The organism is Kocuria nitroreducens (assembly GCF_042879195.1).
Classification (GTDB): Bacteria; Actinomycetota; Actinomycetes; order Actinomycetales; family Micrococcaceae; genus Kocuria; species Kocuria nitroreducens.
In genome coordinates this window covers 61052-75846 of sequence record NZ_JBHZTC010000009.1, presented here as the reverse complement: position 1 = coordinate 75846, position 14795 = coordinate 61052, and the positions used below count along the sequence as shown (strand labels likewise).

At 73.8% G+C, this 14795-nt stretch carries 15 protein-coding genes; 14 read left to right on the top strand and 1 reads right to left on the bottom strand.

The window, feature by feature from the left end; translation table 11 throughout:
* Positions 1 to 44: 44 nt before the first annotated feature.
* Positions 45 to 869: an ammonia-dependent NAD(+) synthetase gene (nadE, locus tag ACFYE1_RS07930; RefSeq protein ID WP_387741641.1), complete on the bottom strand. Its 825-nt coding sequence runs from the start codon at positions 867 to 869 to the stop codon at positions 45 to 47.
* Positions 870 to 1021: 152 nt separating this feature from the next.
* Here nadE and ACFYE1_RS07925 point away from each other — a divergent pair, with 152 nt between their 5' ends.
* The 14 genes from ACFYE1_RS07925 (at position 1022) to ACFYE1_RS07860 (ending at position 14758) form a co-directional block, all read left to right on the top strand.
* The gene (locus ACFYE1_RS07925) at positions 1022 to 1873 is read left to right on the top strand and encodes an enoyl-CoA hydratase (RefSeq protein WP_387741639.1); all 852 of its coding nucleotides are present in this window, start codon (positions 1022 to 1024) and stop codon (positions 1871 to 1873) included.
* 50 nt (positions 1874 to 1923) lie between these two features.
* Positions 1924 to 4278: a glycoside hydrolase family 65 protein gene (locus ACFYE1_RS07920; protein ID WP_387741637.1), complete on the top strand. Its 2355-nt coding sequence runs from the start codon at positions 1924 to 1926 to the stop codon at positions 4276 to 4278.
* Positions 4275 to 6080 (top strand): DNA helicase RecQ, encoded by a 1806-nt coding sequence (gene recQ / locus ACFYE1_RS07915; protein WP_387741635.1) that lies wholly within the window; start codon positions 4275 to 4277, stop codon positions 6078 to 6080. The genes ACFYE1_RS07920 and recQ overlap by 4 nt, the downstream gene beginning before the upstream one ends.
* 61 nt (positions 6081 to 6141) lie before the next feature.
* Positions 6142 to 6540 carry a TOBE domain-containing protein gene (locus ACFYE1_RS07910; protein WP_387741633.1) on the top strand — a complete coding sequence of 133 codons (399 nt, stop codon included), beginning with the start codon at positions 6142 to 6144 and terminating at the stop codon, positions 6538 to 6540.
* 7 nt (positions 6541 to 6547) lie between these two features.
* A complete protein-coding gene (gene modA / locus ACFYE1_RS07905) occupies positions 6548 to 7303 on the top strand; it encodes a molybdate ABC transporter substrate-binding protein (RefSeq protein WP_387741632.1) in 756 nt (251 codons plus the stop codon).
* Positions 7300 to 8103 carry an ABC transporter permease gene (locus ACFYE1_RS07900; RefSeq protein ID WP_387741630.1) on the top strand — a complete coding sequence of 268 codons (804 nt, stop codon included), beginning with the start codon at positions 7300 to 7302 and terminating at the stop codon, positions 8101 to 8103. Before modA ends, ACFYE1_RS07900 begins: the two co-directional genes overlap by 4 nt.
* Positions 8104 to 8120: 17 nt before the next feature.
* Positions 8121 to 8759 (top strand): sulfate/molybdate ABC transporter ATP-binding protein, encoded by a 639-nt coding sequence (locus tag ACFYE1_RS07895; protein ID WP_387741628.1) that lies wholly within the window; start codon positions 8121 to 8123, stop codon positions 8757 to 8759.
* 125 nt (positions 8760 to 8884) lie between these two features.
* On the top strand, positions 8885 to 10093 hold the full coding sequence (locus tag ACFYE1_RS07890) for an acyl-CoA dehydrogenase family protein (RefSeq protein ID WP_387741626.1): 1209 nt from the start codon (positions 8885 to 8887) through the stop codon (positions 10091 to 10093).
* Positions 10094 to 10170: 77 nt separating this feature from the next.
* Positions 10171 to 10929: an SDR family NAD(P)-dependent oxidoreductase gene (locus ACFYE1_RS07885; RefSeq protein WP_387741624.1), complete on the top strand. Its 759-nt coding sequence runs from the start codon at positions 10171 to 10173 to the stop codon at positions 10927 to 10929.
* Between the two features lie 25 nt (positions 10930 to 10954).
* On the top strand, positions 10955 to 11536 hold the full coding sequence (pyrE, locus tag ACFYE1_RS07880; protein ID WP_387741623.1) for an orotate phosphoribosyltransferase: 582 nt from the start codon (positions 10955 to 10957) through the stop codon (positions 11534 to 11536).
* Complete coding sequence (locus tag ACFYE1_RS07875) at positions 11529 to 12182, top strand: TrmH family RNA methyltransferase (RefSeq protein WP_387741622.1); 654 nt, start codon at positions 11529 to 11531, stop codon at positions 12180 to 12182. Before pyrE ends, ACFYE1_RS07875 begins: the two co-directional genes overlap by 8 nt.
* A gap of 99 nt (positions 12183 to 12281) precedes the next feature.
* Positions 12282 to 13304 (top strand): class II fructose-bisphosphate aldolase, encoded by a 1023-nt coding sequence (gene fbaA / locus ACFYE1_RS07870; RefSeq protein ID WP_387741620.1) that lies wholly within the window; start codon positions 12282 to 12284, stop codon positions 13302 to 13304.
* Between the two features lie 124 nt (positions 13305 to 13428).
* Positions 13429 to 13848: a DUF3151 domain-containing protein gene (locus tag ACFYE1_RS07865; RefSeq protein ID WP_387741618.1), complete on the top strand. Its 420-nt coding sequence runs from the start codon at positions 13429 to 13431 to the stop codon at positions 13846 to 13848.
* A gap of 247 nt (positions 13849 to 14095) precedes the next feature.
* The gene (locus ACFYE1_RS07860) at positions 14096 to 14758 is read left to right on the top strand and encodes a GntR family transcriptional regulator (RefSeq protein WP_387741616.1); all 663 of its coding nucleotides are present in this window, start codon (positions 14096 to 14098) and stop codon (positions 14756 to 14758) included.
* Positions 14759 to 14795: the final 37 nt, after the last annotated feature.

The following is a 14795-nucleotide window of genomic DNA, read 5'->3' as shown; positions in this document are numbered from 1 at the left end:
CCGATCGGGTGCGCGGCTCCGTCGTGCTGCCGGTGCCCGGGGCGTCAGTCCCGCCACCAGTGGTCGAGGATCGTGGCGGGGGTGGTGCGCTTGTGCCGGGTGATGCGCCAGCGGTGCTCGATCTTCTCCGCCACGGCGTCGTCGACCTCGCGGCCCTCGAGGTAGTCGTCGATGTCGTCGTAGGACAGCCCGAGCTCCGCCTCGTCGGTCTGGCCCGGAGCGTCGTCGAGGAGATCCGCGGTGGGGGCCTTCGCCCACAGCCGCTCCTCGGCGCCCAGGGTCTTCGTCAGGAGCCGGTTCTGCCGCTTGTCGAGTCCGAACAGCGGCAGCACGTCCGCGCCGCCGTCGCCGTACTTGGTGAAGAACCCGGTCACGGACTCGGCGCCGTGGTCGGTGCCGATCACGAGCAGGTTCCGCTCCCCGGCGAGCGCGTACTGGGCGATCATCCGCACGCGGGCCTTGATGTTGCCCTTGTTGAAGTCGGAGATCTCCCGGCCGGCGGCCTCCCGGAACTCGCCCTCGAAGCCGTCCACGGCGGGGGCCACGTTGTAGGTCACGGTGCTGCTCGGCCGGATGAACTCCAGGGCCGCCTGGGCGTCCTCCTCGTCGTGCTGGACGTTGTAGGGCAGCCGGACGGCCACGAAGTCCGCGTCCACACCCTCCTCCGCGAGCCGGTCCACGGCCATCTGGGCGAGCCGGCCGGCCAGCGTGGAGTCGAGGCCCCCGCTGATGCCGAGCACGAAACCGTTCGTGCCGCTGGCCCGCAGGTAGTCGCAGAGGAAGCCGACGCGCGCCTCGATCTCCTGCTGGGGGTCGATCTCGGGCTTCACGCCCATCTCTTCGATGATTGTCGCCTGCAGTGTCCGCATGGGCCCATGCTAGTGCGGGCCGCTCCAGGGAGGGCAAGGGAACACGGCCGGGAGGCAGCGGGGCCGTTGCGTAGGATGCGGGCCATGCCCCGCACCGCCCCCGCGGCCGAGAGCACCGAGATCCGACCGACCGAGCGAACCAGGAGCGCAGCATGAGCGAGCAGCACGGGACCGAGCACCGGAGCACCCCCGGGAGCAGCCCTGAGAACACGCCCGAGAGCCCGCCCCAGGACGCGTACGAGAACATCCTGGTCGAGGTCCGCGGGAGGGTCGGGGTCATCACCCTGAACCGTCCGAAGGCGCTCAACGCCCTCGACGCCGCGACCCTGCGGGAGGTCGTCGCCGCGTCCACCGCCCTGGACGCCGACCCCGGGATCGGGGCGATCGTCCTCACGGGTTCGGAGAAGGCCTTCGCCGCAGGCGCCGACATCAAGGAGATGGCGGGACGAAGCGCCCCGGAGATGTACCTGGCCGACTGGTTCGCGGGCTGGGACGCCTTCACCCGGGTGCGCACGCCCGTGGTCGCCGCGGTCTCGGGCTACGCCCTCGGCGGGGGGTGCGAGCTCGCGATGATGTGCGACCTCCTGATCGCGGCGGACACGGCCCGGTTCGGGCAGCCCGAGATCAACCTCGGGGTGATCCCCGGGATGGGCGGGTCCCAGCGGCTGGCCCGCGCGGTGGGCAAGGCCAAGGCCATGGACATGGTCCTCACCGGCCGGCACATCGACGCCGCGGAGGCGGAGCGGGCGGGGCTCGTCTCCCGCGTCGTGCCGGCCGCGGACCTGCTGCCGGAGGCCCTGGACGTCGCCGGGACCATCGCGGCGAAGTCGCTGCCCTCGGTCCTCGCGGCCAAGGAGGCCGTGGACACGGCGTTCGAGACCACCCTCGCGCAGGGCGTGCACCTCGAGCGGCGGCTGTTCCACACGCTGTTCGCCACGGAGGACCAGAAGGAGGGCATGGCCGCGTTCACGGAGAAGCGCGCGCCGCGGTTCACGCACCGCTGAGCCCGCGCCGCTGCCGGGCGCCGCCCGGTCGCGGGGGCTACCGTGGTGCCATGCCGAAACCCTCGATCGACGCGTCCGCCTGGCAGGTGCGCGAGTCCGCCCTCGACCCCGGCGCGCACGGTGCCGTGGAGTCCGTCTTCGCCCTGTCCAACGGGTACGTCGGTGTGCGCGGCACCCTGGACGAGGCGCAGCCCAGCGCCTCCCGCGGCACCTTCATGTCGGGGGTCCACGAGTACCACCCGCTGTCCTATCCCGAGGGCGGCTATGGGCACCCCGAGCACGGGCAGGCCATCATCGGCGTGGCCGACGGCAGCACCGTGCACCTGCAGGTCGACGGCGTCCCCCTGGACGTGCGGGAGTCGCCGCCGGAGCAGCACGAGCGGGTGCTGGACCTGCGGGAGGGCACGCTGCGCCGCGAGACCGAGTGGACCACCCCCCGGGGTGCCCGGATGCGCCTGACGTCCACCCGCCTGGTCTCGCTGGTGCAGCGCCCGGTGACGGCGATCCACTACGTCGTCGAGGCGGTCGACCGCCCCGTCCAGGTGGTGCTCCGGTCCGGTCTCGTGGCCAACGGCACCCCGCCCAAGGTGGAGAACTCGGACCCGCGCGTGGCCGCGGTCCTGGAGAAGCCGTTCCGCGCCGAGCTCCACCACTGCCACGACACGGGCGGGGTCCTGGTCCACCGCACCGGGCAGAGCCGCATCGGGGTCGCGGCCGCCGTGGAGCACGACGTGGACCTGCCGGCCGACGGCGCCGTGAGCACGCAGTGCGACGAGGACCACGTGGTGACGACCGTCGTCGCCGACGTCGGCCCGGGTGAGAGCGTGCGCTTCGTGAAGTACCTGTGCCACTCCTCGGCCGTGGACGACCCCGCCGACGACCTCCGCGGTCAGGTGCTCGCCGCGATGGCCGGGGCCCGGCGGCGCGGCTGGGACGGGCTGCTCGCCGACCAGCGCGCGGAGCTGGACAAGTACTGGGACGGCGCCGACGTGGAGATCGACAGCGATCCCGAGCTGCAGCTGGCGTTCCGCTTCGACCTGTTCCAGCTCCTGCAGGCGGCGGCCTGCGTCAGCCACGCCCCGGTCGGGGCGAAGGGCTTGACCGGCGGCGGGTACAGCGGGCACACCTTCTGGGACGTGGAGGGCTTCGTGCTGCCGGCCCTGGCGCTGCTGCGCCCCCGCGACGCCGCCCGGCTCCTGCAGTGGCGCTCCTCGACCCTGGACCGGGCGCGGGAGCGGGCGCAGGTCCTGGACCTGGGCGGCGCCTCCTTCCCGTGGCGCACCCTCGACGGGCACGAGACGTCGGCGTACTGGCCGGCCAGTACCGCGGCCATGCACGTCAACGCCGACATCGCGCGGGCCTTCCGGTGGTGGGCCGACGTGACCGGGGAGGACCTCACCGCGGTCGGCGGGCTCGACGTCCTCGTGGAGACGGCGCGCGTGTGGGCGGCCATGGTGCACGAGGACCACGAGGGCGGCGTCCACCTGTTCGGGATGACCGGGCCGGACGAGTACACCGGCGTGGTGGACGACAACGTGTTCACCAACCTCATGGCCCGGCGCAACCTCCGGGCCGCCGCCGACGCGTGCGAGGAGCACCCCGAGCACGTGGGCCGGCTCTCCGTGACGGCCGACGAGCTCCAGCGGTGGCGGGCCCTGGCGGACGCGATCCACGTCCCGTACGACGCCGTGCGCGGCGTGCACCCCTCCAACGAGGGGTTCACGACCTACCGCGAGTGGGACTTCGAGGCCAAGTGCGACGGCTACCCCGTGGAGGAGCACTTCCACTACGCGAAGATCTACCGCCGCCAGGTCGTCAAGCAGGCCGACCTGGTCCTCGCCCTGTGGTGGTGCGCCGAGGCTTTCACCCCCGAGCAGACCGCCCGGGACCTGGACTACTACGAGCAGCGCACCGTCCGCGACTCGTCCCTCTCGGCCTGCGTCCAGGCCGTGGTCTGCGCCCGGGTGGGCCACCTGGACCTCGCCCTCGAGTACCTCCGCGAGTCCGCCCTCGTGGACCTGCGGGACATCCAGCAGGACGCCGAGCAGGGCCTGCACCTCGCCTCCGCCGCCGGGTCGTGGCTGGCCGTGGTCTGCGGGTTCGGCGGCCTGGACACCGACGGGGACGAGCTGCGCCTGGCCCCCCGGCTCCCGGATCGGCTGCGCCGGATCGCCTTCCGCCTCCGGTGGCGCGGCCACCGGATCGGTGTGGAGATCATCCGCTCGGGCACGACGGTGCGGCTCCTGGACGGGGCCGCCGGCGAGGTGGCGCTGCGGATCGACGACGAGCCCCTGACCGTCACGGCCGGCCGGCCCGCGACCGCCCCGCTGCACGCGCCCCACCCGCCCACTCCCGCACCGCGCCAGCCCCCGGGCCGCGCCCCGCGCGCCCCCCGCACCCCATGACGCCGTCCGCGCCCCTCGAGGTGCTCACCCGCGTCTGGGGCTACGACGCCTTCCGCGGGCAGCAGGCCGAGATCATCGAGGCGGTCACCGGCGGCGACGACGCGCTCGTGCTCATGCCCACCGGCGGCGGCAAGAGCCTCTGCTACCAGATCCCCGCGCTCGTCCGGGAGGGCACCGGCGTCGTCATCAGCCCGCTCATCGCGCTCATGCACGACCAGGTCGACGCCCTCGAGCAGGTCGGGGTGCGCGCCGCGTACCTCAACTCCACCCAGACGGCCGAGGAGCGCCGCGCCGTCGAGAGCCGTCTGCTGGCCGGTGAGCTCGACCTGCTCTACCTCGCCCCCGAGCGGCTGCCGGTGGCGGCCGACCTGCTCGACCGCGCCCGCATCGCGCTCTTCGCCGTCGACGAGGCGCACTGCGTGGCCCAGTGGGGCCACGACTTCCGCCCCGACTACCTCGGGCTGACGATCCTGCACGACCGCTGGCCCGGGGTCCCGCGCATCGCGCTGACCGCCACCGCGACCGCGGAGACGCGCGAGGAGATCGTCCGCAACCTCCGCCTGGACGACGCCCGCGTCTTCGTCTCCAGCTTCGACCGGCCCAACATCCAGTACCGGGTCGGGCCCAAGAAGGACGCCCGCCGGCAGCTGCTGCAGCTGATCCGGACCGAGCACGACGGCGAGGCCGGCATCGTCTACTGCCTCAGCCGCGCCTCGGTCGAGCGCACGGCGGAGTGGCTGGCCGCGCAGGGCGTCACCGCGCTGCCGTACCACGCCGGCCTGCCCGCCGAGCTGCGCTCGCAGCACCAGACCCGCTTCCTGCGCGAGGACGGCGTCGTCATGGTCGCGACCATCGCCTTCGGCATGGGGATCGACAAGCCCGACGTGCGCTTCGTCGCCCACCTCGACCTGCCCAAGAGCGTCGAGGGCTACTACCAGGAGACCGGCCGCGCCGGGCGCGACGGGCTGCCGTCCACGGCGTGGCTGGCCTACGGGCTGCAGGACGTCGTCCAGCAGCGGCGGATGATCGAGGACGGGGAGGGGGACCGGCAGCGCAAGCGCGCCCAGACGCTCCACCTGGACGCGATGCTCGCGCTGTGCGAGACGGTCCAGTGCCGCCGGCAGCAGCTGCTGCGCTACTTCGGCGAGGCGAGCGGACCGTGCGGCAACTGCGACACCTGCCTGAACCCGCCCGAGGCCTTCGACGGCACGGTCCCGGCCCAGAAGCTCCTGTCCACGATCGTGCGGCTGCAGCGGGAGCGGGGTCAGCAGTTCGGCGCGGGGCACCTGGTGGACATCCTGCTCGGCCGGGAGACCGAACGGGTGGTGCGGATGCGCCACACCGAGCTCTCCACGTTCGGCATCGGCACCGAGCTGAGCGATCAGGAGTGGCGCGGGGTGGTGCGCCAGCTGCTCGCCCAGGGCCTGCTCCAGGTGCAGGGCGAGTACGGGGTCCTGGCGATCACCGGCGCGGCGGGGGAGGTGCTGCGCGGGCAGGAGGAGGTCCGCCTGCGCCGCGAGCCCGAGCGGGTCAAGGCCGTCCGTCCGCCGAGGACCGCGGCCGCACGGCCGGTCCTCGACGAGCCCCAGCAGGAGCTCTTCCAGCAGCTGCGGGCCTGGCGCTCCACCGTGGCGAAGGAGCAGGGCGTGCCGGCGTACGTCGTCTTCAACGACGCGACCCTCGCCGCGATCGCGCAGGCCCGGCCGAGCTCGCTGGGCGAGCTGCGCGGGATCTCCGGCGTCGGCGAGGCCAAGCTCGAGCGCTACGGCGAGGCCGTCCGCCAGGTCGTCACCGGCACCTGAGGCTCCGCAGCTGCGGACGCCACAGCGGGTGCATGACCGCAGACGCGGATATCATGGCGTCATGACCGACATCAGGATCGCCGACGCCGCCCGCTTCCTCGGCGTCAGCGACGACACCGTCCGGCGCTGGATCGACCAGGGCGCGCTGGCCAGCACCCGGAGCGCGAACGGCCAGACCGTGGTGGACGGACTGGAGCTGGCCTGCCTGCTCAAGGAGCGCTCCGTCCGGCCCGAGGACCCCGCGCGCGTCGCCAGCTCGGCGCGCAACCGGTTCGTGGGGCTGGTCACCGAGGTCGTCTCGGACACCGTGATGTCCCAGGTGGAGCTGCAGTGCGGTCCGCACCGAGTGGTCTCGCTCATGAGCACCGAGGCCGTCCGGGACCTGGGCCTGGAGCCGGGCCGCGTGGCCACGGCCGTCGTCAAGTCGACCAGTGTCGTCGTCGAGACCCCCGGGACGTGAGGCGGCGGTGCACGCGAGAGCCTCCGCCGTCCTCCTCGCCGCCCTCGGACTCGGCGCCGCCGGGTGCGGGGCCGGTGGTGGTGCTCCCGCGACCGTTCTCGACGTCCACGCCGCAGCCTCCCTCACGGACGTCTTCACCGAGCTCGCCGGGCAGTTCGAGGCGCAGCACCCGGGGGTCGAGGTGTCGCTGAGCTTCGCCGGGTCCTCCACCCTGGTCCAGCAGCTCACGGAGGGCGCGCCCGCCGACGTCCTCGCCACCGCGGACGAGCGGAGCATGGCCGGGGCCGTGGACGCCGACCTCGTCGACGGCGAGCCCGAGGTCTTCGCGACCAACGTCCTGACCGTGGTGGCGCCCGCCGGCAACCCGGCCGGCGTCGGGTCCTTCCGGGACCTGGCGGACCCCGGCGTGCAGGTCGTCGTGTGCGCGCCGCAGGTGCCGTGCGGCGCCGCCACCGAGCGGATCGAGGAGGCCGCGGGCGTGCGGCTGAGCCCGGTCAGCGAGGAGGGCTCCGTGACGGACGTGCTCGGCAAGGTCACCTCGGGGCAGGCGGACGCCGGCCTGGTCTACACCACGGACGCGCGCTCGGCCGGGGACGCGGTCGAGGTCGTCGGGATCCCGCAGGCGCCCCGGGCCGTCAACCGCTTGTCCGTCGCCGCGCTCGCGGACGCCGACGAGACGGAGACGGCCCGGCAGTTCACCGAGCTCGTCGCCGGCGAGCGCGGCCGGGAGGTCCTGGCCGGGGCGGGGTTCGGGGCGCCGTGACCCGGCGTCGTCCCCGCGGCTTCAGCACCGTCCCCGGCTGGGTGTGGGTCCCGGCGGCCCTGGGCGCCCTGGTGGTGGTGCTGCCGGTCCTCGGGGTGCTCGCCCGGGTGGACGCGGGCAGCTTCCTCGGCCTGATCGGCTCGGAGTCCTCCCGCACCGCCCTGTGGCTGAGTCTGCGCACCGCGACCGTCTCCACCGCGCTGTGCGTGCTGCTGGGCACCCCGATGGCGCTGGTGCTGGCCCGCGCGCGGCTGCCCGGTGCACGGCTGCTGCGCGCGCTGGTCCTGCTGCCGCTGGTGCTGCCGCCCGTGGTCGGCGGGATCGCCCTGCTCCACACCTTCGGGCGCTACGGGCTGGTCGGGCGCCACCTCGAGCCGGCCGGGATCAGCATCGCCTTCACCACCGTGGCCGTGGTGCTCGCCCAGACGTTCGTGGCGCTGCCGTTCCTCGTGGTCAGCCTGGAGGGGGCGCTGCGCAGCGCGGCGGCGGGCTACGAGGAGGTCGCGGCCACGCTCGGCGCCCGGCCCACCACCGTGCTGCGACGCGTCACCCTCCCCCTGGTGCTGCCGGGGCTGGCGTCCGGCGCCGTGCTCTCCTTCGCCCGCTGCCTGGGGGAGTTCGGGGCCACCCTGACCTTCGCGGGCAGCCTGCAGGGGACCACCCGGACCCTGCCCCTGGAGATCTACCTGCTGCGGGAGACGGACCCGGACGCCGCCGTCGCCCTCTCGCTCGTGCTCGTGGTCGTGGCGGTGCTCGTCGTGGGGCTCTCCACCCCCGTGCGCCGGGCAGCGGGCCGGTGATGACGGAGGGGCTGTCCGTGACCGCCCGGCTGGCCGCGCGGGACGTGTCCCTCTCGCTGGCCGTCCCGCCGGGGGCCACCGTGGCGGTGACCGGCCACAACGGCGCCGGGAAGTCCACCCTGTTCGCCGTCCTCGCGGGGCTGCTCGTGCCGGACACCGGCCGGTGCACCCTCGCCGGGTCCGTGCTCTTCGACCTCGACGAGGCCGGGCGCGGGAACTGGCTGCCCCCGCACGAGCGCGGCATCGCGCTCATGGCGCAGGGGCCGCTGCTGTTCCCGCACCTGAGCGTGCTCGAGAACGTGGCCTTCGGCCCGCGCAGCCGCGGGGCGGGCCGCGCCCGGTCGCGGGCCGCCGCCCGGCACTGGCTCGCCGAGGTGGGGGCCGAGCAGTTCGCCGACCGCCGGCCGGCCCAGCTCTCCGGCGGCCAGGCGCAACGCGTCGCGATCGCCCGGGCCCTGGCGGCCGAACCGCAGTTGCTGCTGCTGGACGAGCCGTTCTCCGCCCTGGACGCGGCCACCACGCCGGTCGTCCGCGAGCTGCTCGCCCGGGTGCTGGCGGAGCGGACGGCCCTGGTCATCAGTCACGACCCCGAGGACGCCGCCGCCCTGGCCGAGCACGTCGTGGTGCTCGAGCACGGCCGGGTCGTGGCGGGCTGACCGCTGGGCAGGACCGGTCCGGCCCGCTGCCGGGCTCGCGCAGTACGATCGGGACCACCACCGTTGTCGTATGACCCGGCTCACACGACCCACCCCGTCGTGACGGGCCGACGAGAGGACCACCCATGACTCCCGTTCTGCCCGGCGAATCCCCGTCCGTGGAGCAGCACCCCGGCATCCCCTTCCCGGACGCCGACCTCTTCTGCTTCACCGCCCTCCTCCCGCCGCCCGAGCGGGCGCGGCTGACCGAGCTGCGCGCCTTCCTCCAGGCGCAGGTCCGCCCCGTGGTCACGCCCTACTGGAACCGCGAGGAGTTCCCGTCCCACCTGCTCCCGGCGCTGGCCGCCCACGGGCTCGGCGAGCTCGAGCTCTCCGGCGCGAGCCGGCTGTTCCGCGGGCTGGCCTACGCCGAGGTCGCCCGGGCCGACGTCTCCCTCAGCGCCCTCGTCGGGATCCACAACGAGCTCATCCTCGGCCTGATCGACGCCCTGGGATCGGAGGAGCAGAAGACTCGGTGGCTGCCGGAGCTGCGCCGCTTCCGGGCCCTCGGCGCCTTCGCCCTCACCGAGCCCGAGCACGGCTCCGACATCGCCGGCGGCCTGGCCACGACCGCGACCCGGGACGGGACCGAGTGGGTGCTCACCGGGACCAAGCGGTGGATCGGCGCCGGCACGATCGCCGACGTCGCGATCGTCTGGGCCCGGGACACCGCCGACGGGCAGGTGAAGGGCTTCCTGGTGGAGACCGACCGCCCGGGATGGACCGCCACCAAGATCGAGCACAAGATCGGCCTGCGGATCATGCAGAACGCCGACATCGTCCTGGACGAGGTCCGGATCCCCGCCACCAACGCCCTGCCCGGGGCGCAGAGCTTCGCGGCCGCCAACGAGATGCTGCGCAACTCCCGCGCCTGGGTCGGCTGGCAGGGCGCCGGGGTCCAGCTCGCGATCTTCGACGTCGCCCGCGACTACGCCCTGGCCCGCCGGCAGTTCGGCCGCCCGCTCGCGAAGTTCCAGCTCGTCCAGGAGCCCCTCACCCGGATCCTCGGCAACGCCACGGCCGCCCTGGGCCTCATGGCCCAGATCGCCCGGCTCCAGGAGGCCGGCGCCTTCGACATGCCCCACGCCGCCCTGGCCAAGGCCACCACCACCTCCCTGGCCCGGGAGTCCGCGGCCCTGGGCCGCAACCTGCTCGGCGGCAACGGCGTGGTCACCGACCACGAGATGGCCAAGCTCTTCAACGACGTCGAGATCCTCTACACCTACGAGGGCACCTACGAGATCAACGCCCTCATCGTGGGCCGCGCCGTCACGGGCGTCTCCGCGTTCGTCTGAGCCCACCCGCGGCTCCCGCGCCACCGCCCCTCCGCTGCTCCGCCACCGCCCCGAGCAGCTCCCCGAAAGGACCCCGCATGGACGTCACCGACACCTCCGCCCTCGTCACCGGCGCCGCCTCCGGCCTCGGCGCGGCCACCGCCGCGATGCTCGCCGGGCGCGGCGTGCGCGTCTTCGCCGTGGACCTCCCGGCCGCGGTCAGGACGGCCCCCGACGTCCCCGGCGTCACCCGCCTGCCCGCCGACGTCACCGACCGGGAGCAGGTGCGCGAGGCCGTGGCGGCCGCGTCCGCCGCCGGGCCCCTGCGCACCGTGGTCAACTGCGCCGGGATCGGCCCGTCGGCCCGGGTGCTGGGCAAGAAGGGCGTGCACGACCTCGACCTGTTCGAGACCGTGCTGCGGGTCAACCTCCTCGGCACCTTCACGGTCCTCGCGCTCGCCGCGGAACGGATCGCCGCCACCGACCCCGTCGACGACGACGGGCAGCGCGGGCTGGTCGTCAACACGGCCTCCGTCGCCGCGTTCGAGGGGCAGGTGGGGCAGGCCGCCTACGCGGCGTCGAAGGGCGGGGTGCACAGCCTGGGCATCACCGCGGCCCGGGACCTCGCGAGCGCCGGGATCCGGGTGAACACCATCGCCCCCGGCGTCTTCGAGACGCCCATGCTCGCGGCGGTGAGCGACGAGTTCCGGGCCGGGCTCGCCGCGGGCGTGCCGTTCCCGCGCCGGCTCGGCCGCCCCGGGGAGTTCGCTCAGCTGGTGGCGACGTTCCTCGACAACGACTACCTCAACGGCACCACTGTCCGGATGGACGGGGCGCTGCGCATGGCTCCCCGCTGACAACCCTCCCCATAGACTGGGGCCCATGACCACCGACTTCTCGTCCGTCGACCTCGCGACGGCCCGCGACCGCCTCCGCCAGCTGATCGTCGACCTCGCCGTGGTGCGGGGCAAGGTCACGCTCGCGAGCGGCATCGAGGCCGACTACTACGTGGACCTGCGCCGCGTGACCCTCCACCACGAGGCGTCCCGCTACGTGGGCCAGGTGATGCTGGCGCTGCTCGACGAGGCAGGGATCTCCTGCGCATCCGTGGGCGGGCTGACCATGGGCGCCGACCCCGTGGGCAACGCCATCATGCGCACGGCGGGGGACCAGGGCCGGGCCGTCGACACGTTCGTGGTCCGCAAGGCCCAGAAGAGCTACGGGATGGGCCGTCAGGTCGAGGGCCCCCCGGTGCAGGGCCGCGACGTCGTCGTGGTGGAGGACACCTCCACGACCGGCGGGTCCGCCCTCACCGCGGTGGAGGCCCTGCAGCGGGCCGGCGCCAACGTGGTGGCCGTGGCGATCATCGTGGACCGGCGGACCGGCGCCAAGGAGCGCATCGAGGAGACGGCGGGCGTGCCCTGCCTCTACGCCTTCACGAAGGACGAGCTCGGGCTTGACTGACCCCGCCGCCGAGACCGGCGCCGCGGCGTCCGCCCCCGCGGTGGGCGTCGGTCCCTGGGCTGGCCCCTGGCCCGAGGGCGGGCACTGGGACCCGGATCTGCTCGAGCACGGGGACCGGCGCAACGTCGTGGACGCCTACCGGTACTGGACGATGGCGGCGATCGTCGCCGATCTCGACACCCGCCGGCACGGATTCCACGTGGCGGTCGAGAACTGGCAGCACGACCTGAACATCGGCTCCGTGGTGCGCACCGCCAACGCGTTCCTCGCCCATGAGGTGCACATCGTCGGCAAACGGCGCTGGAACCGCCGAGGAGCGATGGTCACCGACCGGTATCAGCACGTGCGCCACCACGCGAGCGTCGAGGAGTTCGCGGCCTGGGCGCACGCCGAGGGCCTCCCGGTGATCGGGATCGACAACTTCCCGGACTCGCAGCAGCTCGAGACCTACGACCTGCCCGAGCGCTGCGTGCTGGTGCTCGGCCAGGAGGGGCCGGGGCTGAGCCCCGAGATGCACGCCGCGGCCGGGACCACGCTGTCGATCGCCCAGTTCGGTTCGACCCGCTCCATCAACGCCTCTGCGGCGGCCGCGGTGGCGATGCACGCCTGGATCCGGCGGCACGTCTTCGGCCAGCCGATCGCCTGACGGGCGACCCGCGGCGTCCACCTGCCGTTTGCCCGTCGTCCCACGGCGCCGGTTTGGCTAGAGTGGGACCCAGGCCACACCCGAACCGAAGGAGCCAGCATGCCCATCGCAACCCCAGACGTCTACGCCGAGATGATCGACCGGGCCAAGGAGAAGGGTTTCGCCTACCCGGCCATCAACGTCACCTCCTCCCAGACCCTCAACGCCGCCATCCGCGGTTTCGCCGAGGCGGGCTCGGACGGCATCATCCAGGCCTCCACCGGCGGCGCCGCCTACTGGTCCGGGGCCTCCGTCAAGGACATGGTCACCGGCTCGCTCGCGATGGCCGCGTTCGCCCGCGAGGTCGCGAAGAACTACGACGTCAACATCGCGCTGCACACCGACCACTGCCCGCAGGACAAGCTCGAGGGCTTCGTGCTGCCGCTGCTCGAGGAGTCCGAGAAGGCCGTGGCCCGCGGCGAGGACCCGATCTTCCAGTCCCACATGTGGGACGGCTCCGCGATCGAGCTCGACGAGAACCTCAAGATCGCCCAGGACCTCCTGGCCCGCACCGCGAAGGCCAAGATCATCCTCGAGGTCGAGATCGGCGCCGTCGGCGGCGAGGAGGACGGCGTCGAGAACGCGATCAACGAGAAGCTCTACTCCACCGTCGAGGACGGCCTGGCCACCGTCGAGGCGCTGGGCACCGGCGAGAACGGCCGGTACCTCACCGCCCTGACCTTCGGCAACGTGCACGGCGTGTACAAGCCCGGCGGGGTCAAGCTGCGCCCCGAGCTGCTGCAGCAGATCCAGGAGGCGGTGGGCGAGAAGGTCGGCCAGGACCGTCCGTTCGACCTCGTCTTCCACGGCGGCTCCGGCTCCACCGCCGAGGAGATCGCGAACTCCGTCGCCTACGGCGTGGTCAAGATGAACGTGGACACCGACACCCAGTACGCGTTCACCCGGCCGGTCGCCGGGCACATGTTCGCGAACTACGACGGCGTCCTGAAGATCGACGGCGAGGTCGGCAACAAGAAGAAGTACGACCCGCGCGTGTGGGGCGCCCTGGCCGAGGAGTCCATGGCCGCCCGCGTGGTGGAGGCCTGCCAGAACCTCGGCTCCGCCGGGACCTCCGTCAAGTAGCCGCTCTCCCCTCCGCGGCCGCGGAGCACGGCGGCGGCGCCCCGCCCGAGCGGGGCGCCGCCGCCGTTCCCGCGCCCGTCCCGCACGACCCCGCCGTCCCGCCACCGAAAGGACCCCGTCCCCCATGAGCCTCACCGGCAAGAACCTGCTCGGCGGCCCCGAGCCCACCTACCTCTCCGAGGACCCGGGCCTGGTCGAGCGCATCGAGGCGGGCGACGAGGCGGAGGACCTCGCCGCGCGCTTCCCGAAGGCCTCCCTCGCGTGGGCGATGTGCGCCGAGGACGCCCTCGCCGAGGGCCGCACCCTCGAGGGCTACGCCTTCGCCCGCGTGGGCTACCACCGCGGCCTCGACGCCCTGCGCGGCCACGGGTGGAAGGGCCACGGGCCCGTCCCGTTCTCCCACGAGCCCAACCGCGGCTTCCTGCGGGCGCTCGCGGCCCTGGGCCGGGCCGCCGCGGCGATCGGCGAGTTCGACGAGGCCGAGCGGATCCAGAAGTTCCTCAACGACTCGGACCCCACCGCCGCCGAGCAGCTGCAGCGCTGACCGGGGGTCGTCGGGGCCCGGGGACGCCGGACGTCCCCGGGCCTTCGTCGTGCGCGGTCACCATCGTCGTCGTCGACCGGCCGGGAGGGTTGGACCGGATCGGCGAAAAGCTTACAGTTGGATTGTCGACAATCACCGCATCCGGAGGAGATCCGTGCGTGACGTGCTGAGACGGTGCGCGCCGCGGCCGTCGTCGGCCGACGCCGCGGGTGCTCCGCCCCGGACCGGACAACAGATGGAGAGCAGCATGGCAGCCCGGTCGGCCCTTCCTCCCGTGGTCCAGGAGTCGACCCCTGCGCTCATCGCCAGGATCCTGCGCGAGGCCATCGCCGACGGTCGCTTCCCGCCCGGCAGCCAGCTCGTGGAGCAGGAGCTGGCCCGGGAGCTCAACGTGAGCCGCGGACCCCTGCGCGAGGCCATGCAGCGCCTCACGCAGGAGGGTCTGCTCGTCGGCCACCGCAACCGCGGTCTGTTCGTGATGGAGCTGACCGAGGACGCGGTCCGGGACATGTACCTCGCCCGGGAGGCCGTGGAGTGCGCGGCCGTGCGCCGGATCGTGAGCACGGGCACCGGGCCCCGGGTCGCCGAGGCCCTGGCCGGGCCGCTGGCCGGGATGCGGGACGCCGCCCCGGAGCCGAACGGGCGCGCGATGTCGGAGGCGGACCTGCACTTCCACGAGCTGCTCGTGGAGCTGGCCGGCAGCCCCCGGCTGCTCAGCATGCACCGGACGCTGCTCACCCAGATCCGGATGTCCCTGACCGGCATGCAGGGGACCTACGAGTCCGCCGACGCCCGCCTCCGGGAGCACGTCGAGATCGTCGAGGCGCTCGCCGTGGAGGACGCGGACCGTGCGGACTCCCTGCTGCGGGCCCACATGCAGGACGGCCTCAAGCGGATCCTGGGCGCCTGACCGGACCGTGCCCCGCTCCTGCGCCCCGTCCTGCGCC

What these genes read in the sequence shown, in the direction of transcription:
- recQ (WP_387741635.1), top strand. Translation starts at nt 4,275, where the DNA reads ATGACGCCGTCCGCGCCCCTCGAGGTGCTCACCCGCGTCTGGGGCTAC.
- ACFYE1_RS07885 (WP_387741624.1), top strand. Translation starts at nt 10,171, where the DNA reads ATGGACGTCACCGACACCTCCGCCCTCGTCACCGGCGCCGCCTCCGGC.
- ACFYE1_RS07925 (WP_387741639.1), top strand. Translation starts at nt 1,022, where the DNA reads ATGAGCGAGCAGCACGGGACCGAGCACCGGAGCACCCCCGGGAGCAGC.
- pyrE (WP_387741623.1), top strand. Translation starts at nt 10,955, where the DNA reads ATGACCACCGACTTCTCGTCCGTCGACCTCGCGACGGCCCGCGACCGC.
- ACFYE1_RS07860 (WP_387741616.1), top strand. Translation starts at nt 14,096, where the DNA reads ATGGCAGCCCGGTCGGCCCTTCCTCCCGTGGTCCAGGAGTCGACCCCT.
- ACFYE1_RS07890 (WP_387741626.1), top strand. Translation starts at nt 8,885, where the DNA reads ATGACTCCCGTTCTGCCCGGCGAATCCCCGTCCGTGGAGCAGCACCCC.
- ACFYE1_RS07910 (WP_387741633.1), top strand. Translation starts at nt 6,142, where the DNA reads ATGACCGACATCAGGATCGCCGACGCCGCCCGCTTCCTCGGCGTCAGC.
- fbaA (WP_387741620.1), top strand. Translation starts at nt 12,282, where the DNA reads ATGCCCATCGCAACCCCAGACGTCTACGCCGAGATGATCGACCGGGCC.
- ACFYE1_RS07865 (WP_387741618.1), top strand. Translation starts at nt 13,429, where the DNA reads ATGAGCCTCACCGGCAAGAACCTGCTCGGCGGCCCCGAGCCCACCTAC.
- nadE (WP_387741641.1), bottom strand. Translation starts at nt 869, where the DNA reads ATGCGGACACTGCAGGCGACAATCATCGAAGAGATGGGCGTGAAGCCC.
- ACFYE1_RS07920 (WP_387741637.1), top strand. Translation starts at nt 1,924, where the DNA reads ATGCCGAAACCCTCGATCGACGCGTCCGCCTGGCAGGTGCGCGAGTCC.